Annotated in this window: 22 protein-coding genes and 2 tRNA genes; 12 read left to right on the forward strand and 12 right to left on the reverse strand. The window is 69.9% G+C overall.

Annotation, left to right across the window (positions count from 1 at the left end; translation table 11 throughout):
* Positions 1-22: 22 nt before the first annotated feature.
* Positions 23-2,059 (reverse strand): protein kinase, encoded by a 2,037-nt coding sequence (locus ACFRIC_RS12280; protein ID WP_382783347.1) that lies wholly within the window; start codon positions 2,057-2,059, stop codon positions 23-25.
* Between the two features lie 125 nt (positions 2,060-2,184).
* Entirely contained in the window at positions 2,185-2,733 is a 549-nt protein-coding gene (locus ACFRIC_RS12285) for a transcriptional regulator (RefSeq protein WP_037614940.1), read from the reverse strand.
* Positions 2,734-2,914: 181 nt separating this feature from the next.
* Between ACFRIC_RS12285 and ACFRIC_RS12290 the strand changes: the two genes are divergently transcribed.
* Positions 2,915-2,987: transfer RNA gene (locus ACFRIC_RS12290), tRNA-Ala, on the forward strand.
* A 492-nt stretch (positions 2,988-3,479) separates the two neighbouring features.
* Here ACFRIC_RS12290 and ACFRIC_RS12295 read toward each other — a convergent pair.
* On the reverse strand, positions 3,480-4,181 hold the full coding sequence (locus tag ACFRIC_RS12295; RefSeq protein ID WP_382783350.1) for a DUF5324 family protein: 702 nt from the start codon (positions 4,179-4,181) through the stop codon (positions 3,480-3,482).
* 505 nt (positions 4,182-4,686) lie between these two features.
* Between ACFRIC_RS12295 and ACFRIC_RS12300 the strand changes: the two genes are divergently transcribed.
* Both ACFRIC_RS12300 and ACFRIC_RS12305 read left to right on the forward strand, forming a co-directional pair.
* On the forward strand, positions 4,687-5,220 hold the full coding sequence (locus ACFRIC_RS12300) for a peptidylprolyl isomerase (RefSeq protein WP_382783352.1): 534 nt from the start codon (positions 4,687-4,689) through the stop codon (positions 5,218-5,220).
* Between the two features lie 145 nt (positions 5,221-5,365).
* Entirely contained in the window at positions 5,366-6,277 is a 912-nt protein-coding gene (locus tag ACFRIC_RS12305) for a rhomboid family intramembrane serine protease (protein WP_382783355.1), read from the forward strand.
* 290 nt (positions 6,278-6,567) lie between these two features.
* On the opposite strand, the gene crgA is transcribed toward ACFRIC_RS12305, so the two are convergent.
* Positions 6,568-6,822, reverse strand: coding sequence for a cell division protein CrgA (gene crgA / locus ACFRIC_RS12310; RefSeq protein ID WP_326786732.1), 255 nt, complete (start codon positions 6,820-6,822; stop codon positions 6,568-6,570).
* 142 nt (positions 6,823-6,964) lie between these two features.
* Here crgA and ACFRIC_RS12315 point away from each other — a divergent pair, with 142 nt between their 5' ends.
* The 5 genes from ACFRIC_RS12315 to ACFRIC_RS12335 all read left to right on the forward strand — a co-directional run bounded on the left by ACFRIC_RS12315 (position 6,965) and on the right by ACFRIC_RS12335 (position 11,800).
* The gene (locus tag ACFRIC_RS12315) at positions 6,965-7,744 is read left to right on the forward strand and encodes a DUF881 domain-containing protein (protein ID WP_382783359.1); all 780 of its coding nucleotides are present in this window, start codon (positions 6,965-6,967) and stop codon (positions 7,742-7,744) included.
* A gap of 68 nt (positions 7,745-7,812) precedes the next feature.
* Positions 7,813-8,538 (forward strand): class E sortase, encoded by a 726-nt coding sequence (locus tag ACFRIC_RS12320; protein ID WP_382783361.1) that lies wholly within the window; start codon positions 7,813-7,815, stop codon positions 8,536-8,538.
* A 189-nt stretch (positions 8,539-8,727) separates the two neighbouring features.
* Positions 8,728-9,366, forward strand: a complete 639-nt coding sequence (locus ACFRIC_RS12325; protein WP_261703708.1) for an aminodeoxychorismate/anthranilate synthase component II — start codon at positions 8,728-8,730, stop codon at positions 9,364-9,366.
* Positions 9,367-9,593: 227 nt separating this feature from the next.
* The gene (locus tag ACFRIC_RS12330; RefSeq protein WP_382784245.1) at positions 9,594-10,940 is read left to right on the forward strand and encodes a class E sortase; all 1,347 of its coding nucleotides are present in this window, start codon (positions 9,594-9,596) and stop codon (positions 10,938-10,940) included.
* Between the two features lie 98 nt (positions 10,941-11,038).
* Positions 11,039-11,800 (forward strand): class E sortase, encoded by a 762-nt coding sequence (locus tag ACFRIC_RS12335; RefSeq protein ID WP_382783366.1) that lies wholly within the window; start codon positions 11,039-11,041, stop codon positions 11,798-11,800.
* 155 nt (positions 11,801-11,955) lie between these two features.
* Here ACFRIC_RS12335 and pknB read toward each other — a convergent pair whose 3' ends face one another.
* From pknB to ACFRIC_RS12370, 7 genes are all read right to left on the reverse strand, one after another.
* A complete protein-coding gene (gene pknB, locus ACFRIC_RS12340; protein WP_382783368.1) occupies positions 11,956-13,950 on the reverse strand; it encodes a Stk1 family PASTA domain-containing Ser/Thr kinase in 1,995 nt (664 codons plus the stop codon).
* Positions 13,951-14,120: 170 nt separating this feature from the next.
* On the reverse strand, positions 14,121-15,602 hold the full coding sequence (locus tag ACFRIC_RS12345; protein ID WP_382783370.1) for a peptidoglycan D,D-transpeptidase FtsI family protein: 1,482 nt from the start codon (positions 15,600-15,602) through the stop codon (positions 14,121-14,123).
* Complete coding sequence (locus ACFRIC_RS12350) at positions 15,599-17,044, reverse strand: FtsW/RodA/SpoVE family cell cycle protein (protein WP_382783373.1); 1,446 nt, start codon at positions 17,042-17,044, stop codon at positions 15,599-15,601. Before ACFRIC_RS12350 ends, ACFRIC_RS12345 begins: the two co-directional genes overlap by 4 nt.
* A 26-nt stretch (positions 17,045-17,070) precedes the next feature.
* Positions 17,071-18,642 (reverse strand): Stp1/IreP family PP2C-type Ser/Thr phosphatase, encoded by a 1,572-nt coding sequence (locus tag ACFRIC_RS12355; protein WP_382784248.1) that lies wholly within the window; start codon positions 18,640-18,642, stop codon positions 17,071-17,073.
* Between the two features lie 90 nt (positions 18,643-18,732).
* Positions 18,733-19,254: an FHA domain-containing protein gene (locus ACFRIC_RS12360; protein WP_355762002.1), complete on the reverse strand. Its 522-nt coding sequence runs from the start codon at positions 19,252-19,254 to the stop codon at positions 18,733-18,735.
* A 10-nt stretch (positions 19,255-19,264) separates the two neighbouring features.
* Positions 19,265-20,107, reverse strand: coding sequence for an FhaA domain-containing protein (locus ACFRIC_RS12365; RefSeq protein WP_382783377.1), 843 nt, complete (start codon positions 20,105-20,107; stop codon positions 19,265-19,267).
* Entirely contained in the window at positions 20,095-20,220 is a 126-nt protein-coding gene (locus tag ACFRIC_RS12370) for a hypothetical protein (RefSeq protein ID WP_362393720.1), read from the reverse strand. The genes ACFRIC_RS12365 and ACFRIC_RS12370 overlap by 13 nt, the downstream gene beginning before the upstream one ends.
* Positions 20,221-20,714: 494 nt before the next feature.
* Between ACFRIC_RS12370 and ACFRIC_RS12375 the strand changes: the two genes are divergently transcribed.
* A tRNA-Leu gene (locus ACFRIC_RS12375) sits at positions 20,715-20,801 on the forward strand.
* Positions 20,802-21,340: 539 nt separating this feature from the next.
* On the opposite strand, the gene ACFRIC_RS12380 is transcribed toward ACFRIC_RS12375, so the two are convergent.
* Complete coding sequence (locus tag ACFRIC_RS12380) at positions 21,341-21,994, reverse strand: FMN-dependent NADH-azoreductase (protein WP_382783381.1); 654 nt, start codon at positions 21,992-21,994, stop codon at positions 21,341-21,343.
* A gap of 328 nt (positions 21,995-22,322) precedes the next feature.
* Here ACFRIC_RS12380 and ACFRIC_RS12385 point away from each other — a divergent pair, with 328 nt between their 5' ends.
* The 3 genes from ACFRIC_RS12385 to ACFRIC_RS12395 all read left to right on the forward strand — a co-directional run bounded on the left by ACFRIC_RS12385 (position 22,323) and on the right by ACFRIC_RS12395 (position 25,820).
* Positions 22,323-22,685, forward strand: a complete 363-nt coding sequence (locus ACFRIC_RS12385; RefSeq protein WP_382783384.1) for a winged helix-turn-helix transcriptional regulator — start codon at positions 22,323-22,325, stop codon at positions 22,683-22,685.
* Between the two features lie 204 nt (positions 22,686-22,889).
* A complete protein-coding gene (locus ACFRIC_RS12390) occupies positions 22,890-24,476 on the forward strand; it encodes a DUF2252 domain-containing protein (RefSeq protein WP_382783387.1) in 1,587 nt (528 codons plus the stop codon).
* Positions 24,477-24,824: 348 nt separating this feature from the next.
* The gene (locus tag ACFRIC_RS12395) at positions 24,825-25,820 is read left to right on the forward strand and encodes a hypothetical protein (protein ID WP_382783390.1); all 996 of its coding nucleotides are present in this window, start codon (positions 24,825-24,827) and stop codon (positions 25,818-25,820) included.
* Positions 25,821-25,822 lie beyond the last annotated feature (2 nt).

The following is a 25,822-nucleotide window of genomic DNA, read 5'->3' on the forward strand; positions in this document are numbered from 1 at the left end:
CTCGCTCGTCGGCTCTCGGCCCTCAGATCTGGCTCAGCGCCCAGAACCCCACCGCGAAACAGGCCAGTGCGAGCAGCAGCATCGGCACGGCGACCGTGGCGGGCGGCCCCGGGCGCGGCCGTGTGTGTCTCCTGCGGTGGTCCGGACGGGCCGCGGCCTTCGCCGGGACCTGGACGGACCGGGCGGTGTACGAAGCGGTGGAGGCGTAGGTGTGCTGCGGCATCGCGGCGGGCGGGACGGGGGACCGGTGCGGGGAGGACGCGTACACGGGAAGGGGCGCGGTCGGGGGAGTCGGGGTCGGGGTCGGGTCGAAAGCCGGCGGCGAGAACGGCGCGGACGACGGGGGGAACGGCACCGAGGTGGGGGGAGTGGGAGTCCCCTGGTCCGGCCGCGCTGCCTGGAGGTGGGGCGTCCGCACGGACGAGGACCGGTCGCCGGAAGGCCCGGTCTGCGGTTGCCGCCGGGGGTCGGCGGGGGGCGCGGGCCGCGGCGGAGGCAGGTGAAAACTTCCGGTGTCCGACATCGAGGACGGCCGTGGGGAGACCGCCGGGGCCGGGTCCCGGGGTGTGGCGTCCACTGCGGGGGACCGGCCGTCGAGGGCCCCGGGCTGTACGCCGTCGTCCGCGGGCCGCGGCGGTACGCCGTCGGGGAGGGCGCGAGCCTGTACGTCCTCGGAGTCGGCGCGATGCCGCGTGCCGCTGGACGCGGGCCGATCCTGTACGTCGTCGGGGGCGGGCCCGGCCTGTACGTTGTCGGGGGCGGGCCCGGCCTGTACGTCGTCGGGGGCTGGGCGAGCCCGCACGCCACCGGAGGTCGGTCCGGTGGCCACGTCGCCGAAGCCGGCCGGAGGCCGTATTCGCTCCCGGGCGGGCTCAACTCCCGCTTCCTCGGGGTCCTCTGGAGCCGACAGGCCGTCCTCGGTGTCGGGAGCGGACCGGACGCTTCCCGCCCCGTCCTGCCTCCGCTCCCGCAACTCCCCTGACTCCTCGGGGGTGTTCGTCCCTGAGCCGTACCCGGAGCGCGAAGCCTCCTGCGGGCCGCTCGTGGACGTCGAGGCGGGATGGAACAGGGAGCGGCCGGAGTCGTCCGCGTCGAACTGCGAGTCGGCGGCCTCGGTGGTGTCCGGAAACCCCTGGGAGGACAGGGTCCGTGAACCGCCCGTCGCATCGGACCCCCGTCCCGACGGGCCCGTGGGTCCGAAACCCTCGGGCAGCGGACCGAGTTGGTCGAAGACCTCGATCAGTTCGTCGTCGGGCCCGGGCTCGGGCAGCAGCTCGACGGCGGCGGCCAGGGCCTTGCGCGCCCCCGTGGCGGTCCGGAACCGCGCGTGCGGATCCGGCTGGAGCAGCATCGCCAGGACCTGCCACAGCGGCTCGGGTATGCCCCGGGGCGCGGACGGCGTGCCGTGCTCGGCGAAGTACTCGATCAGTGCCTTGGCGTCCGGCTTGCTGCCCTCCAGGAGGTACAGCGCGACCAGGCCGACAGCGAACAGGTCGGCGGGGAAGTCGGGCTCGGAGCCCAGCATCTGCTCGGGCGCGAAGTAACCCGGCGTCCCCACGACGTAGTTGGTCTCGGTGAGCCGGGGTTCACCCAGCCGCATGGCGATGCCGAAGTCGGACAGGCGCAACCGGGGCCGCCCGGTGCCGGTGGCTTCAAGGAGCACGTTGGCGGGCTTGATGTCACGGTGCACCACCCCCTCCGCGTGCACGGCGGCGAGACCCGCGAGGAGCTGGTCGGTCAGCACGCAGACGAAGGCGGGGGGCAAGGGGCCGTAGTCGTTGACCAGATGGACCAGGGAGCCCCCGGCGACCAGATCCATCGTGAACAGGACCTTGTCGTCGTCGGCGGCCCAGCTCGCGGGAGCCAGCACATGGGGATGGTCGATGCGCAGCGCCTGTTCCCGCACGAACCGCAGCAGGGCGTGTGCGTCGCTCTGCTGGAGCACCTTGGCGGCCACGTAACGGCGCCGCCGGTGGTCCCAGGCGCGCCACACGGCACCGACTCCCCCGCGCCCGATCGGGTCGACCAGTTCGTACCGGCCTGCGAAGACCTCACCCATGGTCGTACGTCGCTCCCCTTCGGCGGTCGGTCCGGAGACCTCTTCCGAGGTGCCCGGCTGCATCACGTGCGGCGGCCGGAGGTGTCACTGCCTCCAGCGCCGGGCGGTCGGCGGCCGGGCTCGGCTCAGCTCTGGTGGGACTGGTAGTGCGCGACCGCGTCGGACGTACGGCCGGCACCGTAGACCCGGAGGAACTCTGCCAGTTCCGGGTGGGTCGGGGCGAGGGTGTCCGCCGCGTCGATGATGTCTCCGGCCGCCGCCACCGACCGCAGCAGTGACTGGATCTCGCGGACCACCCGCTTGACCGTCGGGGCTCCCGAACTGGTCGTGGACTGCGTGGTGTTGCTGAGCACCGATCCCCCCTGGGACTTCTTGATCTCGTCCATCCGCTCGGTCGCCTCGGCGGCGCTGACGCTTCCGTCGGCGACCTGCCCCGCCAGGTCCTGCAGAAGCTGGACGCGCTGGACCACAGCGGGATTGCCGATCTTGGCCCGCTGACCGCTCATCAGCTGCGACAACATGGGCGCGGACAGCCCCAGCACCCCGGCAAGACGCGCCTGGTTCAGACCCAGGTCCTCTATGAGCCTACGGAAGAGCGCCCCCAGCGGCTCCCCGTACCAGTTCCGCTGCAGCTCCCGGGCTCTCGCGGTTGCTTCCTGCTGTGCGGCGTCCATTGCGTCTCCCCATCGCTTCCCCAAGTACCGCGGTTCGCGACAGCGAACCACGTCGAGCATCTTACGGAGAGTGGTCGTCCACGGGGACCCCCAATATTTTGCGAGATCCCCCGCGTGACCCGGTACTCTGGTCTGCGGCGCCCGTCGACGGATGGTTCCTGTGGTCGGACGCTCCTCTTACGGGGCCTTAGCTCAGTTGGTAGAGCGCTGTCTTTGCATGGCAGATGTCAGGGGTTCGACTCCCCTAGGCTCCACACACCGGACCGGTCAGACGCCCACAGCGGCGGCTGGCCGGTTTTTGCATGCCCTCGTGCCCGAGCGCGCGGCCCTGGTGGAGCGGCTCTTGGGCCGGCCGGGGCCGTCGGGGAGTGGCTCGCGAGGTGACCCCAGTGACCTGAGTCACAGAAGTGACTTTGCAGGGGTTGCAGTTCTTTGCGCAAACGATCGGGGTGACGTACGGCCCGCGGCGCCGCCGTGCGTGCGGCCGACGCGGGGCCGCGGGGGTGCCGGGGCTGTCGGGACCCTTGTGTGAGCTGCCACACCGGCTGCCGGGTGATCGGATCGACGCATTCCGTCAACAACATCTCCATGGATGCTGCACACGCGAGCCGTTGCAAACGTCATCGTGAGCGGTGTGGGTAAATCTCCGCGGAGTGGCACGGTCGCCCGCGCCGATGTTCCACGTGAAACATCGCGGCGGGGCAGGAGACCTTCAAGTCTCCTGCCCCGCCGCGATGTTGGGCCGGTCAGTGGCGGTCGTCGCGCTCGGCCGCCTTCTCCTCGGCTTCCTTGACCTGGACCTCGGGGTCCAGATCGGACTGGCCGCTGCCGTCGACCGCCGACAGGTGCCCACCTTCGGGCACCTCGGTCGCCGCCGGAGGCTCGACGAGCCAGTCCGGGTTGGCCTGCTTGTCCCACCACTTCCAGGCGGCGAAGGCGCCGCCCGCCAGAAGTCCCAGCACCGCCAGCGTCTTCACGACACGGCCGGCCCTGGCCCGGCGGTCGTGCTTGCGAAGAAGCTTCTGGATCTCCTGCGGTGTGACCTGGCCGCGCAGAGCGGCGAAGGCCGCCACACTGCGGGCCGCGGCCTCGTCCATGACGGGCTGGGTCGCGGCCACCGCCTGCTCGATCTTCGGCTTCGAGTAGTCGGCGGCCTGACGAGCCGCCTTGCGGGTACGGATGGCCGCCTCCTGAGCGACCTGGTCGACCTTCGGCGGCACATGGGTACGGGCCTGCTCAAGGCGCGGGGCGAGATGGGCGTCGTACTGGACGCGGGCCTGTTCGGCGGCCTGCGACACCTTCGGCGCGAGCCGTACACGTGCTTCGGTCGCGTAGTACGAGGCCCTGTCCTTGGCCGTGTCGGCGTAAGGCGCCACCACTTCCGCGGCGTGCAGCACGCTGTCCTTCGCCGAGCCGGTCGCGGCGCGCACGCTGTCGATGCGGGTCACGGGTTTCCTCCTCCTCGGTGGCGTACGTCGGGGGTACCAGGTACCCCCAAAGACACACAGTTCACCTTTCCACCCCTAGGGGGATCATGCCCGCCGATGGGGTCCGGGGCATGTGAGGGCGGGCATCCGTGTCACGGATACCGACTCCCGGAGACTCCGGGGCGGAGCCGGTCAGGTGTCGATCAAGTGAGATAGCGGATCAATACGGGGCAACGGGAGCTTGTCGTCGACAATGCCACGGATCGCCCCGGCCCGCCCCCGTCCGGCGCGACTCGACGTGATTTCCGTAGGGACGGCCTTCCGTACGGGCGGCTTTCCGTGTGCGTGGCCTTCCCTATGGGCGGCCTTCCGTATGCGCGACCTTCCGTGCGCACGGAGTTCCGGCCGTGTGACGTTCCGCCGGGAGCCCGTATCCGTACGTGCGTCCGGGGGTGGCGGTCGGGGACCGAGCGGCCCGGTCCGTGCGAGGATCGGGCCGTCAAGAGAAGGCAACGGAAGGCGGATCGTGGCCGAGCAGCTTTACGCCACCCTGAAGACCAGCCAAGGCGACATCGACATCCGGCTCCTGCCGAACCACGCGCCGAAGACGGTCCGGAACTTTGTCGAACTCGCCACGGGTGAGCGCGAGTGGGTCAACCCGGAGACGGGTGTGACATCCATGGAGAAGCTGTACGACGGCACGGTCTTCCACCGGGTGATCAGCGGCTTCATGATCCAGGGCGGAGACCCGCTGGGCAACGGCACCGGGGGCCCGGGCTACCAGTTCGAGGACGAGTTCCACCCGGACCTCCGCTTCGACAGGCCCTACCTGCTGGCCATGGCGAACGCCGGTCCCGCCACCAACGGCTCGCAGTTCTTCATCACCGTCGCCCCGACGGCCTGGCTGACCCGCAAGCACACCATCTTCGGCGAGGTCACGGACGCGGCCAGCCAGAAGATCGTGGACGCCATCGCCGGTGCCCCGACCAATCCGCGCACGGAGCGCCCGGTCCAGGACATCGTGATCGAATCGGTCGTCGTCGAGACCCGCGAACGCTGAGTCCGCGCCGGGCTCCCTTCCGTGAGTCCGAAGCATCCCGCAGGGAACCAAACGCCCCGTTCATCCGTAAGGATGGACGGGGCGGTGCGTTGCACCCGGACCCGCCGAGACCGTGTGCGAGCCGTACGGAGAATGAGGGGACCCCATGGACCAGCAGCCGCCCGGCAGCCCGCAGGGCCCGCCGGATCAGGGACCGCAGGACGCCCGGAGCCTGCCCGGCTGCTACCGGCACCCGGACCGCGAGGCCGGCGTGCGCTGTACCCGCTGTGAGCGTCCGATCTGCCCCGAATGCATGGTCAGCGCGTCCGTCGGCTTCCAGTGCCCCGACTGCGTCCGCGGCGGCTCCGGCACCGGCCACGCCCCGGCGGCCAACCAGCCCCGCACCCTCGCCGGCGGTACCGTCGCGTCCGACCCCCGGCTCGTCACCAAGGTGCTGATCGGCCTCAACCTGGCCCTCTACCTCGTCCAGGTCGCGGTGGGCGACGCCTTCACCAACAGCTTCGACCTCTTCGGCCGTGCCTGGCTCTCCGGCGAGGTCCAGGGCGTGGCCGAAGGCCAGTGGTACCGCATGGTGACGTCGATGTTCCTGCACGGCGGCGTCATGCACATCCTGTTCAACATGGTCAGCCTGTGGTGGATCGGCGGTCCCCTGGAAGCCGCGCTCGGCCGCGCCCGGTACATCACCCTGTACTTCGTCTCCGGCCTCGCGGGCAGCGCGCTCAGCTATCTGCTCGCCGGCCCCCAGCAGCCGTCGCTCGGCGCCTCCGGGGCGATCTTCGGGCTGTTCGGCGCCACCGCGGTGCTGATGCGCCGGCTCAACTACGACATGCGCCCGGTCATCGGCCTGCTGGTGGTCAACCTGATCATCAGCTTCTCGCCCGGCTTCAACATCGCCTGGCAGGCGCACGTCGGCGGGCTGATCGGCGGTGTGGTCGTCGGCTACGCCATGGTCCACGCCCCGCGCGAGCGGAGGAACCTCGTCCAGTACGGGGTGGCCGGGCTGATGCTGGCCGCGGTGGTCGTCACGACCCTGCTCAGGACGGCTCAGCTCACCTGAGAGAGCGCCGGGCTCACCTGAGAAGTGATGTTGTCCACAGATCACGGTGGATCTTGTGCATGCGCTGCGGGAACAGCTGTGCCCCCTGTCACTGACCCGGGTTTTCCCAGGTCGGACAGGGGGCGAACAGGTTTGCGGGGGCTGGTGGACCAGTCACACCGGCGTCAACCGCCCATTAGTTATCCACAGATCGTCTTTCTTTTCCACCTGTGGACAACTCTTGTGGATAACTCAGTGGAGAGCTGTGGGCAGAGCTCGTGCCCGCGGCGCTTCCGGGTGCCGGAAGACCGTCACTTCCACTGCGTGGAGACGCCGAACCCGGCCGCGATGAAGCCGAAGCCGACCACGATGTTCCAGTTGTCGAGCGCGTCGATCGGCAGGGTGCCGTCCGTCACGTAGAAGACGACGATCCAGGCGAGGCCGATGAGGAACATGGCCAGCATGGCCGGTGCGACCCAGGTGTTGCTGGTCAGCTTGATGTTGGTCGCCTGCTTCGCCGGGGGCGGCGTGTAGTCGGCCTTCTTGCGGATACGTGACTTCGGCACGAGGGTCTCTCCTGTCGATGCGCTGCGTGGCCGCGCAGGGAACTGGGGCGGGCTCCGGGGCAGCGTACAAGGGGACACTGAGCGCTCCCCCGGGCGTCCGTTAGCGTAGTGCTTCCGCGGCGCCGAAGGAGATAAGGGTACGTTGAGCAATTCTGCCGACTCCCCCGGGACGAATTCCAGTCCTGGCGGTACTCACCGTTTTCGGCCTGTACGTGTGCTCACGGTGGCCGTCTTCGCCCTCGCGGGCCTCATCTTCTTCACGAGCTTCGACACGGCCAAGGGTACGAACATCCGTACGGACTCGTCGATGCTGAAGCTGTCCGACCTGATCCAGGAGCGCAGTCACAAGAACGCGACGCTGGACGAGTCCAACGGCGCCCTGCGCCGGGACGTGGACACCCTCGCCGGCAGCGAGGACGGCAGCAGCGCGGCCGGCGACGCCCGGCTCGCGGCGCTGGAGAAGAACGCGGGCACCCAGAAGCTCAAGGGCGAGGCCGTCACGGTCACGCTCAACGACGCCCCGCCGAACGCGACGGCCAAGCTTCCCGGCTATCCCGAGCCGCAGCCCGACTACCTCGTCATCCACCAGCAGGACCTCCAGGCCGTGGTGAACGCCCTGTGGCAGGGCGGCGCCAAGGGCATCAAGGTGATGGACCAGCGGCTGATCTCCACCAGCGCCGTGCGCTGCGTCGGCAACACCCTGATCCTCCAGGGCCGCGTCTACTCGCCCCCCTACAAGATCACCGCCATCGGGGACCCGGCGAAGCTCCAGAAGTCGCTCGCCGCCTCCCCGGCGATCCAGAACTACATGGTGTACGTCAACGTCTACGGGCTCGGCTGGAAAGTCGAGGAGAACGGGACGGTGACTCTTCCCGGCTACTCGGGCACAGTGGATCTCCACTACGCGAAGCCCGTGGAGTAGGCGCCCGGACCTCGCGGAGCAGGGGGCGAAGCCCGTGGAGCGAACTGCCGCCGGGGGGCCTTGTGTCGGTGCGAGTGTTCGTCAGGACGATCAGTGAGCTGTGCCTGACCGTCGGCACCCTGATCGTGCTCTTCGTGGTCTACGTGCTGTTCTGGACGGGGGTCAAGGCCGACAGCGCGATGGACCACCAGATCGAAGTGCTCCAGAAACAGTGGTCGAAGGGTGCGGCTGCCCGGTCGCCGGAGTCCGGCCCGGACGCGTCGGGGGGCGCCGGCAGCGGCGGCGGGACCGCCGCCGGAAGCCCGAAGGCGCCGGGTCCCTACAAGTACGGCGGCCCGTTCGCGGTCATGTACATCCCGCGTCTTGGTTTCACGTGGAACAAGCCCGTGCTCGAAGGCACGGCCACGCAGGTCCTGAAGAAGGGGCTCGGTCACTACCGCGGGACCGCGCAGCTCGGCCAGGAGGGCAACTTCTCGGTCGCGGGCCACCGGCGTACGTACGGCGATCCGTTCAAGGACTTTCCCGAGCTCCGGCGGGGTGACGCGGTGGTGCTGACGGACGGGACGACCTGGTTCACGTATCGGATCGACAAAGGCCCTTACAAAACAGTGCCCTCCGACGTTGAGGTGATCGACCCTGTGCCACGTAAGTCCGGGTATACGCGTCCGGGACGCTATCTCACGCTGACCACGTGCGATCCGGAGTGGGGGCACAGCCATCGGTTGATCGTCTGGGCACATCTTGATTCCACACAGCCTGTGGAGGCAGGGAAACCGGCGGCTCTGCGCCGTTAGTCTGTTGGCGTACGGCGACGGAAGGGACGGCATGTACGGCTGGATCTGGCGGCATCTGCCGGGGAGCGTATGGGTGAGGGCGCTGATCGCACTCGTCCTCGTCCTGGCGGTGGTCTACGTGCTCTTCCAGTACGTCTTCCCGTGGGCCGAACCACTGCTGCCCTTCAACGATGTGACGGTGGACAGCCAGTGAGCACGCGCATCCTCGTCGTGGACAACTACGACAGCTTCGTCTTCAACCTGGTCCAGTACCTCTACCAGTTGGGCGCGGAGTGCGAGGTGCTGCGCAACGACGAAGTGTCGACGGCGCACGCCCAGGACGGCTTCGACGGTGTGCTCCTGTCCCCGGGGCCCGGTGCTCCCGAACAGGCCGGTGTCTGCATCGACATGGTCCGCCACTGCGCCGCGACCGGGGTCCCCGTCTTCGGCGTGTGCCTCGGGATGCAGTCGATGCAGGTGGCGTACGGAGGCGTGGTCGACCGGGCGCCCGAGCTGCTGCACGGCAAGACCTCGCTCGTGGAGCACCAGGGCAAGGGCGTCTTCGCCGGACTGCCGTCACCCTTCACGGCGACCCGCTACCACTCGCTGGCGGCCGAGCCGGAGACCGTTCCGGCCGAGCTGGAGGTCACGGCCCGCACCCACGACGGGATCATCATGGGGCTGAGACACCGTGAACTGCCGGTCGAGGGCGTGCAGTTCCACCCGGAGTCGGTGCTGACCGAGCACGGCCACCGGATGCTCGCCAACTGGCTGCTCGAGTGCGGTGACAAGGTGGCCGTGGCGAGGTCGGCGGGGCTCGCCCCGGTGGTGGGCAGGGCCACGGCGTGACCGCGCTGCGCCCCGAGCGCGACAGCTCCCCCTACGGCGGCGAGGCCGCGTACGGGGGCGCCGGCGCGTTCGAGGCGGCGGTCGGAGGTCTCGCGGACCCCCTGACGGATCCGCTCCCCGGCCAGGAACAGGGCGTACAGCAGCAGGGAGTCCCGCAGCAGGGCTACGGCCAGGGCGGGTACGGCCCCGATTGGTACGCGGCGCAGCAGCAGGAGCAGGCCGCACGGATGCAGGCGGCGCACCTGCAGGCGGCTCAGGCCCAGGCGGCGCAGGCGTACGCCGCACAGGCACAGGCCCAGGCACAGGCACAGGCCCAGGCACAGGCCCAGGCCCAGGCCCAGGCCCAGGCACAGGCCCAGGCCCAGGCCCAGGCGCATGCCCAAGCCCAGGCGGCACAGGCACAAGCCCAAGCCCAGGCAGCGCAGGCCCAGGCGCATGCCCAGGCCCAGGCAGCTCAGGCCCGAGCGCAGGCGGTCCGGGCACAGGCGCAGACGCAGGCGATGCCTTCCGCCCCGGCGGCGGCACCCTCGTACGCGGACGAGTACGAGCGGGCCTACGCCCCGCCGTACCAGGAGCCCGCGGTGCCCCACACGCGTGGACCGGTGGCCGCGCCCGTCGCGGCTCCCGCGCCGGACCCGGTCGTGCCGGGCCTGCCGTTCGACGACGAGACGGTCGCGTTGCGCCTTCCCGGCTCGCCGGCGCGGGCGGAGCGCCGCGCGCGTGCGGCCGACGGCGGCACCGGCTCCGCCGTCGGGGGGCGTGCGGCCCGCCGTAAGGCCGCCAGACGCCACGGGCGGCCCGGAGGGCCACAGGACCCCCACGAGCCCCAGGAGACGGCTCAGGAGGCCGCTGGGACCCCGCGGAGCCGGATGGACGCCCGGCGCGCGGCACGGGCCTCGAAACCGGGTGCGGCGGTTCTCGTGAGCCGGATGGTCGGCGAGGTGTTCATCACCACCGGCGTGCTGATGCTGCTGTTCGTGACGTACCAGCTCTGGTGGTCGAACGTGCGGGCGCACCAGCAGGCGGGCAGCGAGGCGAGCAGCCTTCAGCAGGACTGGGCGAACGGCAAGCGCAATCCGGGGACGTTCTCGCCCGGGCAGGGCTTCGCCATCCTGCACATCCCGAAGCTGGACGTGGTCGCGCCGATCGCGGAGGGCATCAGCAAGACGAAGGTGCTGGACCGCGGCATGGTCGGCCACTACGGCGAGGCGCCGCTCAAGACGGCGATGCCGGACGCCAAGACCGGCAACTTCGCGCTCGCCGGGCACCGCAACACCCACGGCGAACCGTTCCGCTACATCAACCGCCTCAAGCCGGGCGACGAGATCGTCGTCGAGACGCAGGACGACTACTACGTCTACAAGATGGCGTCGATCCTGCCGGTGACGAGTCCGAGCAACACGAGCGTGCTCGACCCGATCCCCAAGGGCTCGGGGTTCACCGGACCCGGTCGCTACATCACGCTGACCACCTGCACACCGGAGTTCACCAGTAAGTACCGGATGATCGTCTGGGGCAAGATGGTCGAGGACCGGCCGCGCAGCAAGGGCAAGCCCGACGCGCTGATGGACTGAGGTCGGACGCCGGCCCCCGGTACGTACGGGGGCGGACCCGCGTCGGCGGGACGTGCACGAGAGACAACCTGAGACAGACCAGACGGGGCAGATGAACAGTGGCAGCGAGGATCGACCACGACGAACGCGCCGGATCGGACGCCGGATTCGCGGTCTCCGGTGACGCGCGCGGCGGGCGCCGGCCCATGGGATGGTTCGCGACGACGGTCAGCTTCTTCGGCGAACTCCTCATCACGGTGGGGCTGGTGCTGGGCCTGTTCGTCGTCTACTCGTTGTGGTGGACGAACGTCGTGGCCGACCGCGAGGCGCACAAGCAGGGCGACAAGGTCCGCGACCACTGGGCGCAGTCGCCGAGCGGTCCCGGCGCTCTGGACACCAAGGACGGCATCGGCTTCCTGCACGTCCCGGCGATGAAGAACGGCGAGGTCCTGGTCGAGAAGGGCACGGCGACGAAGATCCTCAACGACGGTGTCGCCGGCTACTACACGGAACCCGTCAAGTCGTCCCTGCCGATGACCGGCAAGGACGGCAACTTCACGCTCGCCGCCCACCGGGACGGCCACGGCGCCAAGTTCCACAACATCGACAAGATCGCCAAGGGCGACGCGATCGTCTTCGAGACCCGGGACAAGTGGTACGTCTACAAGGTCTTCGACATCCTTCCGCAGACCTCGAAGTACAACGTCAAGGTTCTCCAGACGGTCCCGAAGCAGTCCGGCAAGACGAAGCCGGGCCACTACATCACCCTGACGACCTGCACCCCGGTGTACACCTCCCGCTACCGCTACGTGGTGTGGGGCGAACTGGAGCGAGTGGAGAAGGTCGACAACGCCCGCACCCCGCCGAAGGAACTGCGCTGATGTCGCCGACAGGAACCGCTCTGACGTCTTAGCCGCCGTCGCGCCACACCGTCGCTCCGCACCGGGGTGACGGCGAGACGACGGAAAGGGCCCCCGCACTCTCGAGTGCGGGGGCCCTTTCCGTTCGGTCGCCCGAGTACGGCTACCGGTGGGGCCTATCCGTTGTTGCCACCGAAGAGGCCGCCGCCACCGTTGTTGTTACCACCGTTGTTGTTGCCGCCGATCTTGATCGTCGTCAGCGTGACGGTGGTGTTGTCCGGGCTGCCGTTGGCCGGGCTGTTGGCCTGCGGGTCCTGGCCGATGACCTTGGCGTCGTCACTTCCGTCGCTGCCCTGGGCGAACTGGATGTTGTTGAAGCCGGCTTGCTGCAGGATCTGCCTCGCCTCGGCCACGGTCTTGCCGAAGACGTTCGGCACCGTCGCCTGCTGCTTGGCCTTGCCGATCTGGATCTGCACCGTGGAGCCGGGGTCCGCCTGCGTGTTGGCCGCCGGGGTCGTCTTGATGACCTTGCCGACCAGGTTCTGGTCGTCGGTCTCCGTGTCGACGCACTCACCGACGAGGTTGTTGGCCGTCATCTGCGCCTTGGCCTCGTCACAGCTCTTCCCGGTGACGTCCGGGACGGTGGACTGCTTCTTCTCCGCGGCCACGGTCAGGGTGACGGTCGACTTCTTCTCCGCGTCCGTGTCGCCCGTGGGGTCCTGGGAGATGACCACGCCCGGCTTCTGGTCGGATTCCTCGGTCTTCTTCTCGACCGTGAATCCCTTGGCCTCGAGCTGGGACTTGGCCTTCTCGAAGGTGAGGCCCGTCACGTCGGGCACCGCCACCTTCGGCGCGCCCGTGGACACGACGATGTTGATCGTGTCGCCCTTCTTCACCGTCGAGCCGAAGGCCGGGTCCTGCGAGCAGACGTTGCCCTTGGGCTCCTCGTCGCACGGCTTGCGGGTGGGGGCGAGCTTCAGCTCGCGGTTGTCCGCCATCTTCTGAGCGTCTTTGTACGTCTGGCTCACGAAGTTGGGCACCTTGAACGAGTCGCTGGCCGTTCCCTTGCCCGAGAAGGCGTACTTTCCGATCAGGATCGCGCCGATGAGCACCAGGACGCCCGCGACGACCAGGAGGATCGTCGAGGTGTTGTTCTTCTTCTGGCGGCGCCGGTCGGGGCGGTCGTCGTAGCCGTAGCCGCCGTCGTCCGGGTTCATGGGCGGCAGCATCGACGTGGCCTGGGCGTCCGTGGAGCGCAGGGCCGTGGTCGGCTGGTCGTCGCCGTAGCCGCCGTAACCGACCGAGCCCATGGCGGCGCTGGCCGCGACGGGCTGGCCGTCGAGGCAGGCCTCGATGTCGGCGCGCATCTCGTCGGCGGACTGGTAGCGGTAGTCCGGGTCCTTCACGAGGGCCCGCAGCACGATCGCGTCCATCTCGGGCGTGATCTCGGGGTCGAAGACCGACGGGGGCTGGGGCTCCTCGCGGACGTGCTGGTACGCGACGGCGACCGGGGAGTCGCCCACGAACGGCGGGCGCACGGTCAGCAGCTCGTAGAGCAGGCAGCCGGTGGAGTAGAGGTCCGAGCGGGCGTCGACCTGTTCGCCCTTCGCCTGCTCGGGAGAGAGGTACTGGGCCGTGCCGATGACCGCGGCGGTCTGCGTCATCGTCATGCCGGCGTCGCCCATGGCGCGGGCGATGCCGAAGTCCATGACCTTGACCTGGCCGTTGCGCGTGAGCATGACGTTGGCGGGCTTGATGTCGCGGTGGACGATGCCGGCGCGGTGCGAGTACTCCAGGGCCTGGAGGATGCCGATGGTCATCTCCATGGACCGCTCGGGCAGCAGTCTGCGTCCCGAGTGCAGCAGCTCGCGCAGCGTGGATCCGTCGACGTACTCCATCACGATGTACGGGATGGAGGTGTTGTCGATGTAGTCCTCACCCGTGTCGTAGACGGCGACGATCGCGGGATGGTTGAGCGAGGCGGCCGACTGGGCCTCCCGGCGGAACCGGGCCTGGAACGACGGATCGCGTGCGAGGTCGGCCCGCAGCGTCTTCACCGCCACGGTACGGCCGAGCCGGGTGTCATGCGCGAGGTAGACCTCGGCCATGCCACCACGGCCGAGCACGTGGCCCAGCTCGTACCGGCCGCCGAGGCGACGCGGCTCTTCCATAGCTACCTACCAGCCCTCTCCGTCGGTCCCGACCGCACCTTTGTGTGGTCCGGCGGTGTGCTGTCCGGGCATACCGTACCCGGATCGGCTTCTGTGACCTGGCCTAGACCGTCACCCGTGACAGGACCGGTATCGCAACGTGCACCGATGTGATGGGGACGTGAGCGGGGTCACTTCTTGCTGTCGATGACTGCCTTCATCACGTCCCTTGCGATGGGGGCGGCCAGACCGCCACCGGTGATGTCGTCGCGGCTGGCGCTGCCGTCCTCGACGACGACCGCCACGGCGACCGGGGAGCTGCCGTCGGGGAGCTTCGCGTAGGAGATGAACCACGCGTAAGGCTTCTCACTGTTGGCGACACCGTGCTGGGCGGTACCGGTCTTGCCGCCCACCGTGATCCCGGGGATCTGCGCCTTGGTGCCCGTGCCCTCCTTGACGACCGTCTCCATCATCGACTGCAGGATCTGGGCGTTGCCCTCGGAGAGCGGCTGGCTCATCTTCTCCGGCTCGGTCTGCGAGATGACGTCCAGGTTGGGCGCCTGCAGCTTGTCGACCATGTAGGGCTTCATGAGCGTGCCCTGGTTGGCCACGGCGGAGGCCACCATCGCCATCTGCAGCGGGGTGGCGGCCGTCTCGAACTGGCCGATGGAGCTGAGCGCGGTCTGGGCGTCGTCCATCTTCTTGGGGAAGACGGAGGCGTTGGAGCGCACCGGGGTGAGCTGCTCGGAGTTGAAGCCGAACTTCTCGGCCTCGGCCTGCATCTTGTCCTTACCGAGGTCGGCGCCGATCTTGCCGAAGACCGTGTTGCAGGACACCTTGAGCGCGTCGCGCATCGTGGCGTTCTTGCAGGGGATGTTCCCCTCGTTCTTCAGCTCGGTCCTGGTGCCCTTCAGGATGTAGGGCAGCGGGGTGTCGGTGTGCTCCTCCGCCGACTTGTACAGGCCGTTCTCCAGCGCCGCGGCCGCGGTGACCACCTTGAAGGTGGAGCCCGGCGGGTAGGTCTCGCGCAGCGCCCGGTTGAGCATCGGGTCGTCGGGGTTGTTCTTCTTCTGGAGCTTGTTCCAGGCCTTCGCGTCGCTGTTGGTGTTTCCGGCGAAGGACGAGGGGTCGTACGACGGGGTGGAGGCCAGCGCCAGGATCGCGCCGGTCTGCGGGTTGATCGCGGCGACGGCGCCCTTGCCCCGGCTCAGCAGGCCCTTGTAGGCGGCCTTCTGCGCGGCGGCGTTGAGGGTGGTGACGACGTTGCCGCCCTGCTTCGGCTTGCCCGTGATCATGTCGAGGGTGTTGCGGAAGAAGAGCCGGTCGTCGTTGCCGGTGAGGATGCCGTCGTCCAGCTTCTCGAGCTGGGAGGCGTCGAAGGCCTGTGAGGCGTACCCCGTCACCGGCGCCCACATGGCGCCGTCCTTGTAGGTGCGCTTCCAGACGAAGTCGTTGATGCCGTTCTTCTTCGTCTCGGTGGAATCGGTGATGGGGTTGCCGTCGACGATGATGTCGCCGCGCGGGGTGGCGTACCGCTCGATGGCGACGCGGCGGTTGTGCGCGTCGGTTCGCAGGGTGTCCGCCTGGACGTACTGGACGTAGTTGTCGCGGAGGAGCAGCGCGAGGACGAGGAGCCCGCAGAAGATCGCGATCCGGCGCAGGGGCTTGTTCACGGGCGGACCACCTGGGTCATCTCGGCGTCGGGGCTGGGGGCGGGCGCGGGCGCCGGGCGGCGGGCGGTGTCGCTGATGCGGATCAGTACGCCGACGAGCGCCCAGTTGGCGATGACGGAGGAACCACCGGAGGCCAGGAACGGCATGGTCATACCGGTCAGCGGGATCAGGCCCATGACGCCGCCGGCGACCACGAAGACCTGGAGGGCGAAGGCGCCGGACAGGCCGACCGCGAGGAGCTTGCCGAACGGGTCGCGGGCCGCGAGCGCCGTGCGGATGCCGCGCTCGACGATCAGGCCGTAGAGCACCAGGATCGCCATGACTCCGGCGAGACCCAGTTCCTCGCCGAACGTGGCGAGGATGAAGTCGGAGTTGGCGGCGAAGCGGATGAGCTCGGAGTGGCCCTGGCCGAGGCCGGTGCCGAGAGTGCCACCGGAGCCGAACGCCCACAGCGCCTGCATGGCCTGCTCGGAGTGGATGATGCCGTCCTGGACCCCGGACTGGCTGAGCAGGTACTCGTGCATCGGGTCGAGCCAGGCCTGGACACGCGTCTGGATGTGCGGCTCGAAGGTGGCCACGCCGACCGCGCCGCCCGCCGACATCAGCAGACCGAAGACGATCCAGCTCGTCCGCTCGGTGGCGACGTACAGCATGATGATGAACATTCCGAAGAACAGCAGCGACGTACCGAGGTCGGTCTCGAACACCAGGATCAGGATCGAGATGAACCAGACCACGAGGATCGGGCCGAGGTCGCGGCCGCGCGGGAGGTACAGGCCCATGAAGCGGCGGCTGGCCAGGGCGAGCGCGTCGCGCTTCACCATCAGGTAACCGGCGAAGAAGATCGCGAGGACGATCTTCGCGAACTCACCGGGCTGGATGGAGAACCCGGCGACCGAGATCCAGATCTTGGCGCCGTAGATGTTGGCACCCAGGCCCGGGACCAGCGGCAGCAGCAGCAGGACCAGCGCGCCGACCATGGAGATGTACGTGTAGCGCTGCAGGACGCGGTGGTCCTTCAGGAAGAACAGCACGGCGACGAACAGGGCGATGGCCAGCGCCGTGTACAGGAGCTGGCGCGGTGCCGCGTTGCCGGCCTGGTTGATCGACTGGAGCAGCTTGGACTGGTCGAGCCGCCAGATGATCACCAGGCCGAGCCCGTTGAGGAGCGTGGCCAGCGGCAGCAGCAGCGGGTCCGCGTACGGCGCGAACTTGCGCACCGCGAGGTGGGCGACGCCGGCCAGCAGGCCGAGGCCGAGGCCGTAGCTCAGCAGGCCCGTGGGCACCTTGTCGTCGATCGCGAGGCCCACGTTGGCGTAGGCGAACACCGGGATGACAACGGCGAACACCAGCAAGGCCAGTTCGGTGTTGCGTCGGCTGGGTGTGCCGATCGATCCGATCGTGGACGTGTGGTGCGTCGGCGTGTTCGTACTACTGCTCATCGTGTGACAGGGCCCCTCACGGCTTCTTACTGCTTACCGCACAGCGAGACCAGCTTCTGCTCCTCGTCGGAGAGGCTGGGGCCGGGTGTGGGAGTGGGTGCGGTCGTGGACTTGGAGGACGAGGGTGCCGAGCTCGACGGGGTCGGGCTCGGGCTGGACGTGGCCTTGGACGTCAGAGAGGTCTTTGTGGTTCCCGTGGTCCCGTCGGCCTTGGCGGAGCTGGGCTTCGCGCTGTTCTGGCTCTCGGCGGCACGGCGCTGGGCGTCCTTGCGGCAGGCGGACGCCTGCACGGCGAGCTCGTCGATCTTCGCCTGCGCGTCGGCCAGGCCGCCTTCGGTGATGGTCGCCTTGACCTGCTTCTGCTGGTACGGCGGCAGGTACTTGAGTTCGATCTCGGGGTGGTTCTTCTCCACCTTCGAGAGCGAGACCCAGGCCAGGTCCTGGCTGATGCCGCGGTAGAGGGCGACGTGGTCGTCCTCGGCGCCGACGTAGTACTGCGTCTGCGTCCAGCGGTAGCCGCCGTACAGGCCGCCGCCGATGACGGCGAGCGTCAGGACGACGTAGAAGGATCTCTTGAGCCACCTGCGTCCGGAGCGCGGCTTGACGAAGTCCTCGTCGGTGTAGTCCCCGAAGCTGTTCGTGGAGACGTAGCCGGTGGTGTCGCCGCTGCCGGGCGGGCCGAACTCGCCGCCGCCGCCCTGTCCGGGCACGGGCCGGCCGAGGCCGGAAGCACGGCCGGCGGGCGTCTGCATGGCGCCGTTGTCGTGGAGCTGGTGCTGGTTCTCGGCGACCGCGCCGACCACGACCGGGGTGTCGGAGAGCTGGGCCGCGAGCGTGTCACCGGAGTCGATGTCGAGGACGTCGGCCACGATGACGGTGATGTTGTCCGGACCGCCGCCGCGCAGCGCGAGCTGGATGAGCTCCTGCACGGTCTCCTGCGGGCCCTGGTAGCTGGCGAGGGTGTCTTCCATCGTCTGGTGGGAGACGACGCCGCTGAGGCCGTCGGAGCAGATCAGGTACCGGTCGCCGGCGCGGACCTCGCGGATCGAGAGGTCGGGTTCGACGTGGTCGCCACTGCCCAGCGCGCGCATCAGCAGGGAGCGCTGCGGGTGGGTGGTGGCCTCTTCCTCGGTGATGCGGCCCTCGTCGACGAGGCGCTGCACCCAGGTGTGGTCCTGGGTGATCTGCGTGAGCACGCCGTCCCGCAGCAGGTACGCGCGGGAGTCGCCGACGTGGACGAGACCGAGCCGCTGGCCGGTCCACAGCAGGGCGGTGAGCGTGGTGCCCATGCCCTCGAGCTGCGGGTCCTCCTCGACCATCAGCCGGAGCTGGTCGTTGGCACGCTGCACGGCGGTGCCGAGCGAGGTGAGGATGTCGGATCCGGGGACGTCGTCGTCGAGCGCGACGATGGTGGAGATCACCTCGGAGCTGGCGACCTCACCGGCGGCCTGGCCGCCCATCCCGTCGGCGATCGCGAGCAGACGGGGACCGGCGTAGCCCGAGTCCTCGTTGCCCTCGCGGATCATGCCTTTGTGCGATCCGGCGGCGAAGCGCAGTGACAGACTCATGCGCACCTCGCCCGTCGGCTCCGGGTACATCCGCACGGTGCCCACCCTCCGGTCGGGAGCGCGCCGGGGTCCCTTGTGTGGACCGCCGCTGCGTGCTCGCTCCGCTCGCTCATTGTCGTACTACTTCCGCAGCTCGATGACGGTCTTGCCGATGCGGATCGGCGCGCCCAGCGGAACGGGCGTCGGGGTCGTCAGCCGGCTCCGGTCGAGATACGTGCCGTTGGTGGAGCCGAGGTCCTCGACGATCCACTGGCCGTCCCGGTCGGGGTAGATCCTGGCATGCCGGCTGGAAGCGTAGTCGTCGTCCAGCACGATGGTGCTGTCGTGCGCCCGGCCCAGGGTGATGGTCTGGCCCTGGAGCGCCACGGTGGTGCCCGTGAGGGTGCCCTCCGAGACGACCAGCTTGGATGGTGCGCCACGGCGCTGCCGGCCGCCGGCGGCGGGCGCCTGCTGCTGGCGCTGCTGCGGAGGCGCGGCCTGTCGCGCGGCCTGCTGGGGCCTCGCGGCGTCCCTGCGCGAGCCGCGCTGTGTGACACGCGTTCCGAACAGGTCGCTGCGGATGACCTGCACGGCCACGATCACGAACAGCCACAGTACGGCCAGGAAACCCAGCCGCATGACCGTGAGGGTCAGCTCTGACATTGCCCCCGCTTCACCCTTCGGCTTGCCGGTAAATGATGGTGGTGCTGCCCACGACGATCCGCGAGCCGTCGCGGAGCGTAGCGCGGGTGGTGTGCTGCCCGTCCACCACGATGCCGTTGGTGGACCCGAGATCCTGGATCGTCGAGGGCGTTCCGGTCCGGATCTCACAGTGCCGGCGCGATACGCCGGGGTCGTCGATCCGCACGTCGGCTTCAGTGCTGCGGCCCAGCACCAGCGTCGGGCGGGAGATCTGATGGCGTGAGCCATTGATCTCGACCCAGTGCCGCATACGGCCACCCGCCGCCGGGCCGGCCGGGGGCCGGGCACCCATGGGTGCCACGCCCGGACGGCCGCCGGGCGGCGGCGCGGACGGCATGGGGGGAGCGGCCGAGGGCGGGTAGCCGTAGCCACCCTGGGCTCCGCGGGGGCCCGCCGGGGCGGGGCCCGCGGGGGCGCGCTCGGGAGACTGCTGATTGGCGGAGGAGGCGAGCGTACGGCTGCGGACCCGGTACAGACCGGTGTCGAGGTCGTCGGCCTTCTCCAGGTGGACCTTGATGGGGCCCATGAAGGTGTAACGCTGCTGCTTGGCGTAGTCGCGGACCATTCCGGCGAGCTCGTCGCCGAGCTGTCCGGAGTAGGGGCTGAGGCGCTCGAAGTCGGGCGTGCTCAGTTCGACGATGAAGTCGTTCGGGACGACGGTCCGGTCGCGGTTCCAGATCGTGGCGTTGTTGTCGCACTCGCGCTGCAGCGCTCCGGCGATCTCCACGGGCTGGACCTCGGACTTGAACACCTTGGCGAAGGTGCCGTTGACCAGACCTTCGAGACGCTGCTCGAACTTCTTCAGGACTCCCATGGGGCACCTCCTCCGTCGTTGCCGTCCTGGTACAGCTTGCTGTCGTCTTTCCGGCCCTGCTGGACCAGCCGGCCTACCCGGCCTTGCTGGTACTGCTTACTGATCGTATCCACGCGTCGGGAAATCGGCTGGTTCCCCCTGTCGGCACGGTCGACGGGTTGTCGACACCTTCCGAAGTCCCCTCCCGAAGTTCCCTGAGAGGCCCCTCTTCGAACTCTTCCCGGCACTGCTTCTGCCATGGATCGTAGAGGCGCCCCAGGACCAGTGTCCCGCACCTGACTGTGCAGCCCGTCCGACTCCTGGGGAGATGCGCCGGACCGGTACGAGGTTGATACGTGAACCGGTTCTGTCTGAAACGTGTGACGCCCGCCGGGGCGCCGGTGACGAGGCGGCCGGCGCCGGATGCCGAGCCGCCGGGGCCGGGAGGCCGGGCGGGGCAAGGGCACCGGGCTCGTGGGGGCCGTGGAGGTCCGGGGGTGTGCGGCGGCCGGTGCGCGGGTGGGAGGGGCGGGGGAAAGGGATGTGATTCCACCCCTGACAGCGTGCTAATCTTCTGCATGTCGGAAGGCGCCCGCGGCGAAAGCGGGAGACGGAAGACACACCCAATGCGCGGGTGGCGGAATAGGCAGACGCGCTGGATTCAGGTTCCAGTGCCCGAAAGGGCGTGGGGGTTCAACTCCCCCCTCGCGCACCAGCTGAAAGCCCCTCAGGTCGATGACCTGAGGGGCTTTCACGTTGTCCGGGACGCTTCCGCCGCGCCCCTCCCGGGCTGCTTCCGCCGACCCTCCTCGGTGCTCGCGCGATGTCGCGCGCCGGGTGGTGCGGGTCGTCGCGGGTCGCGCGGACGGCCGGGAGCGCTCTGAAGTGTGACGATGCTCTCACGCAAGTGGTGGGGAATCGTCCGGGAGTTGGCCGGGGCGGCGGCCGGTGCACGGGGTCGCGGGCCCGACGGCCGTGAAGGGTGCTCGCGGATCCGAAGGCCGTGAACGGTGCTCGCGGATCCGAAGGCCGTGAACGGTGCTCGCGGATCCGAAGGCCGTGAACGGTGCTCGCGGATCCGAAGGCCGTGAAGGATGCCTGTGGGCCCGCAGCCCGTGGAAGGTGCTCGCGGATCCGAAGGGCCCTGGACGCGGCGGAGCCCCGCGGGGCGGGTGTCCGGCCCTGCGGGGCTGTGCGCCGGCGTACCGCCGTGCCGCGTCCGGTGGGCGCGGTGGAGGTCACCGGGTGCCGTGATCAGGCGGCGAGGTGCGCCGCGACCTTCTTGGCGCGGGCGGCCGCCTCGTCCAGGGCCTTGCTCCGGGACGCCTCGAAGAGCGGGACCAGGTCGGCCATCGCCGGGTTGTGCGGGGCCATGGTGAGCTCCGGGACGATGAATTCGACGTCGAGGGCGAGCATGTCGCCCAGCACGGCCTTCAGGTAGTTCTGCACGTACTCGAAGCCCTCGCGCGGAGTGCCCGCCGCGTACGAGCCGCCACGGCTGGCGACGACCGTGACCGGGGTGCCCTTGATCGCCGAGTCCTCCGTCATGGCGGTGCGCCCGATGAGGATGACGTTGTCCAGCCATGCCTTCAGGGTCGAGGGGATGGAGAAGTTGTACATGGGGGCGCCGATCAGGATCGCGTCCGCGTTCTCCACCTCCTCGATCAGCTTCACGCGTGCGGCGAAGGCCTCGGCCTGCCCGGGGGTGTGGGTGTCCGGGGCGGCGAAGCCGGCGGAGTGGGCCTCGGCCGTGATGTGCGGCACAGGGTCCACGGCGAGGTCGCGGTAGATCACCGTGCCGTCGGGGTGCTGCTCCTGCCAGGCCGTGCGGAAGGCGTCCGTCACGGTGCGCGAGACGGAGGCGCCGCCCGGGGTGGCGGACGAGTCGATGTGGAGGAGGGTGGCCATGATGATCTCCAGGCAAAAGGGATGTATGGGGTGATGACGTCGGCGCCGGGTGGGGCGTGGCGGTCGGCGCCGTGTGGGGCGTCGAGGCCCCGGGTGGCGTGCGGGGGCCGGCGCCTGGTGGGGCGCCGGGGGCCGGGGTGCTTCGGTCCCTCGCGGGGCTCCGGGGTCCCGGACGGACCGGGCCCGGGTGGGGGTGTGAACCGGATCGGGGCAGAGCTGTCGCAGGGAACCGAGTCGCCCCGGCGGGCTTCTCTTTCGTGCCTAACTAGAGATAACACAGTCACTTACTTTTTTTCATCCCCTTGTGGAGACGCAGTACCCTGGAGCCATGCCAGTACCGGGAAGCCACGACGCGGGGCCTTGCCAGAAGGTCGACGACGGCATGACCCGTGTCTTCACGCTGCTCGGAAAGCGATGGACGGGCCTCGTCGTCGCGGTCCTGATGCAGCACCCGGTCCACTTCGCCGACCTGCGCAGAGCCATCCCCGGCATCAGCGAGCGGATGCTCTCGGACCGGCTCACGGAACTCGGCGCGGCCGGTCTGGTCGTGCGGAACGTCGACGAAGGGCCGCCGCTGCGGGTCTCCTACGCCCTGACGGAAGCGGGCGCGGCCCTGGAGCCGGCCCTCAAGGAACTGGGTTCCTGGGCCGAGCGGTACCTGCCGGAGGGCGGGGCCTGCCGAGGGCTCTAGAGCATGGTTCCGCCGGGCCGTGGAGCGCCGAATGCCTCCGGACCGCGGGGTGCCGCGCAGCAGCGCCGGTCGGGCGGTGCGCCCGGCGGGGAGCGCGGCTGTCTCCCGGGCGTCGGCGGAGTTGTCCACAGGGTCTGACGTGTTTTCGCGACCGGCTGTACGGTCAGCACGAGTTGATGTTCGTGTGCGGGGGAGGCGGTCGAGATGGCCGAGGTCGGTACAGCGGGGGCGGAGCGGCGGACGGCGCCGGCGGGACGGGCCGGGCTCGTCGAGCAGGCGGGTCCGCTGAGCCAGGAGATCGGTGCCGGGCAGGGCGCGGGCGCGTCCGTGCCGGAGTCCGGGCGGGGTTCTTCGCCTGATGGGCTGCCGGTGGCGGCCGAGGGCGGGCCGGCGGCCGAGGCGTTCGGGGTCCGCGGCTTCGCGGTTCCGGGGTTCGCCGCCTGGCCGGTGAAGGGTTCGCCCAAGGAAGAGGGGAAGGCCCTGCGCGGGCGGGTCCCGCGCGCGGCGCACGCCGAGCTCCTGATGGACGCCGACCGGCCGGACGCCGTGACCGCGGTCGAGGAGTCCAACCGGGGCCGGATCACCGGGCTCACCCCGATACGGGTCGGCCGGATGGCGGCCACCCCCTTCGCGTTCCTGCGCGGCAGCGCCGGCCTCATGGCGTACGACCTCGCCCGCACCCCGATGACCGGCGTGAGCGCCCAGATCTGCGGCGACGCCCACGCGGCGAACTTCGGTCTGTACGGGGACGCGCGCGGCGGTCTGGTCATCGATCTGAACGACTTCGACGAGACCGTGTACGGCCCCTGGGAGTGGGACCTCAAGCGGCTCGCCACCTCGCTCGTGCTCGCGGGCCGGGAGGCCGGCGCCGACGAGGACACCTGCCGCGCGGCCGCGCGCGACTGCGTGGGCGCGTACCGCCGCACCATGCGCCTGCTGGCCAAGCTGCCGGTCCTGGACGCCTGGAACGCCATCGCCGACGAGGAACTCGTCTCCCACGCCGACGCCCACGACCTTCTCGGCACGCTGGAGCGCGTCTCCGAGAAGGCGCGGGCCAACACCAGCGGCCGGTTCGCGGCCAGGTCGACCGAGGCCGTGGACGGCGGCGGCCGTCGCTTCGTCGACGCGGCACCCGTGCTGCGCCGTGTCCCCGACGCGGAGGCGGCCGCGGTCGCGGCCTCCCTGGAGCACTATCTGACGACGCTCTCCGAGGACCGCCTCCCCCTGCTCGCCCGCCACGCGGTGCACGACGTCGCCTTCCGCGTCGTCGGCACCGGCAGCGTCGGCACCCGCTCGTACGTCGTGCTGCTCCTGGACCACCGCGGCGAAGCCCTGGTCCTCCAGGTCAAGGAGGCCCGTTCCTCGGCGCTGCTCCCGCATCTGGCGACCATCGGGCATCCCGTGCCCGAGGTGGCGCACGAGGGCCGCCGGGTCGTCCTCGGCCAGAAGCGCATGCAGGTCGTCAGCGACATCCTTCTCGGCTGGACCTCGGTCGACGGTCTGCCCTACCAGGTGCGCCAGTTCCGCAACCGCAAGGGCAGTGTCGATCCCGCCGCGCTGGCCGCCGACCACATCGACGACTACGGCCGGATGACCGGCGCCCTGCTGGCCCGCGCCCACAGCCACAGCGTCGACCCGCGCCTGATAGCCGGGTACTGCGGCAAGAACGAGGAGCTGGACGAGGCCGTCGCCTCCTTCTCCGTTGCCTACGCGGACCGCACGGAGGCGGACCATGCCGCCCTGACGGCGGCGATCCGCAGCGGACGGATCGCCTCCGAACCGGGAGTGTGACCGGGGAGGACGACGGCCGTCGCCCGCGCCGGGGTCGGGTGGCGTTGCGGGGCCGGTGGTCCTGCGGGGCCGATGCCGGTGCCCGTGCCGGTGCCTGGGTCCGCGTGGTCCGGTGCCGGTGTGCCGGCCAGGGTTCGGTGCCGGTGCCGGCCAGGGTTCGGTGCCGGTCGGGGTCTGGTGCCGGCCACGGTCTGGTGCCGGTCCGGGGTCGGTGAGGGCACGGGTGCGGGTTTCGGTGGTTGGGATGATCGGGGTGGTTGGGGTCATTGGGGTCGTTGTGGCCGGTCAGGTGGCTGTAGGGGCGGGGAAGACAGTGAGCCCCGGGGGAGTGTGGCCTACGCTGGTCGGGTGACGACCCCGGAAGCCGATCAGAGCCAGTCCGAGCCCGCCTTCGAGGAGGGCCGGGAACACTCCGGTGCCCCGGAAGGCCAGGGGCAGCCCCAGGAGCAGGGCGAGGCTCGGGCCACGGACGGCCAGAGCCCGGCCACGGACGGCCAGAGCCCGGCCGCGGACAGCCAGGGCCCGGCTGCGGAGGTCCAGAGCCCGGCTCCGGGCGGGGAGGACCGGCCCGAGGCGCGCCTGGAGCGGGCCGTGCGAGCGGCCGAGCAGGCGTTGATCGAGTTCGAGATCGCCGTGGAGACCTTCCGCGTCGAGGTCGACAATTTCTCCCGGCTGCACCACCAGAAGCTCGGCCCCATGTACTCCCGGCTCGATGAACTGGACGCCCAGATCGCCGAGGCGCGTGCCGCACTCACCGGTGACCCGGAGGACATATTCAAGGCGCACGAGGCTCGGGCGCGGGTCATGCCCATGCCCGGGGTCGAGGAGCTGTTCCACGGCTGGATGGACTCGGACGGCCTCTTCCCCGAGGCCGTGGCCATGCTCACGGACCAGCCCGTACGGCCCCCGCAGCGCGTGCGTCCCAGCGAGGAGGCCCGCAAGCTCTTCCGCGAGCTGGTCCGCAAGGCCCACCCGGATCTCGCGCAGGACGACGACGAGCGCAAGCGGCGTGACGAGTTCATCGCCCGCGTGAACACCGCGTACGCCAGGGGCGACGAGGCGTTGCTGCGGGAGCTGGCCGCGGAGTGGGCCGCCGGCCCCGCGCCCGAGGAGTGGAAGCCGAGCCGCAGCGAGGAGCTCTACGCCCGCCTCGAATGGCTCTCCCAGCGCAAGGAGATGCTCACCCTCGTCGCCCGCGAGCTGGAGGAGAGCGCCATCGGCGCCATGCTCAAGCTGGCCCCGGAAGACCCGGACCGTCTCCTGGAGGAGATCGCCGAACAACTGCTCACGCAGGTCGGCGAGCGCGAGCACGAGCTGGCGACGCTGATCGCCCAGGCTCCCTGAGG

Origin of the sequence: Streptomyces sp. NPDC056738, assembly GCF_042790435.1 — a bacterium.
Taxonomy (GTDB): Bacteria; Actinomycetota; Actinomycetes; order Streptomycetales; family Streptomycetaceae; genus Streptomyces.

What these genes read in the sequence shown, in the direction of transcription:
- ACFRIC_RS12280 (WP_382783347.1), bottom strand. Translation starts at nt 2,059, where the DNA reads ATGGGTGAGGTCTTCGCAGGCCGGTACGAACTGGTCGACCCGATCGGG.
- ACFRIC_RS12285 (WP_037614940.1), bottom strand. Translation starts at nt 2,733, where the DNA reads ATGGACGCCGCACAGCAGGAAGCAACCGCGAGAGCCCGGGAGCTGCAG.
- ACFRIC_RS12305 (WP_382783355.1), top strand. Translation starts at nt 5,366, where the DNA reads ATGGACCAGCAGCCGCCCGGCAGCCCGCAGGGCCCGCCGGATCAGGGA.
- ACFRIC_RS12330 (WP_382784245.1), top strand. Translation starts at nt 9,594, where the DNA reads ATGCAGGCGGCGCACCTGCAGGCGGCTCAGGCCCAGGCGGCGCAGGCG.
- pknB (WP_382783368.1), bottom strand. Translation starts at nt 13,950, where the DNA reads ATGGAAGAGCCGCGTCGCCTCGGCGGCCGGTACGAGCTGGGCCACGTG.
- ACFRIC_RS12350 (WP_382783373.1), bottom strand. Translation starts at nt 17,044, where the DNA reads ATGAGCAGTAGTACGAACACGCCGACGCACCACACGTCCACGATCGGA.
- ACFRIC_RS12355 (WP_382784248.1), bottom strand. Translation starts at nt 18,642, where the DNA reads ATGTACCCGGAGCCGACGGGCGAGGTGCGCATGAGTCTGTCACTGCGC.
- ACFRIC_RS12360 (WP_355762002.1), bottom strand. Translation starts at nt 19,254, where the DNA reads ATGTCAGAGCTGACCCTCACGGTCATGCGGCTGGGTTTCCTGGCCGTA.
- ACFRIC_RS12365 (WP_382783377.1), bottom strand. Translation starts at nt 20,107, where the DNA reads ATGGGAGTCCTGAAGAAGTTCGAGCAGCGTCTCGAAGGTCTGGTCAAC.
- ACFRIC_RS12380 (WP_382783381.1), bottom strand. Translation starts at nt 21,994, where the DNA reads ATGGCCACCCTCCTCCACATCGACTCGTCCGCCACCCCGGGCGGCGCC.
- ACFRIC_RS12385 (WP_382783384.1), top strand. Translation starts at nt 22,323, where the DNA reads ATGCCAGTACCGGGAAGCCACGACGCGGGGCCTTGCCAGAAGGTCGAC.
- ACFRIC_RS12390 (WP_382783387.1), top strand. Translation starts at nt 22,890, where the DNA reads ATGGCCGAGGTCGGTACAGCGGGGGCGGAGCGGCGGACGGCGCCGGCG.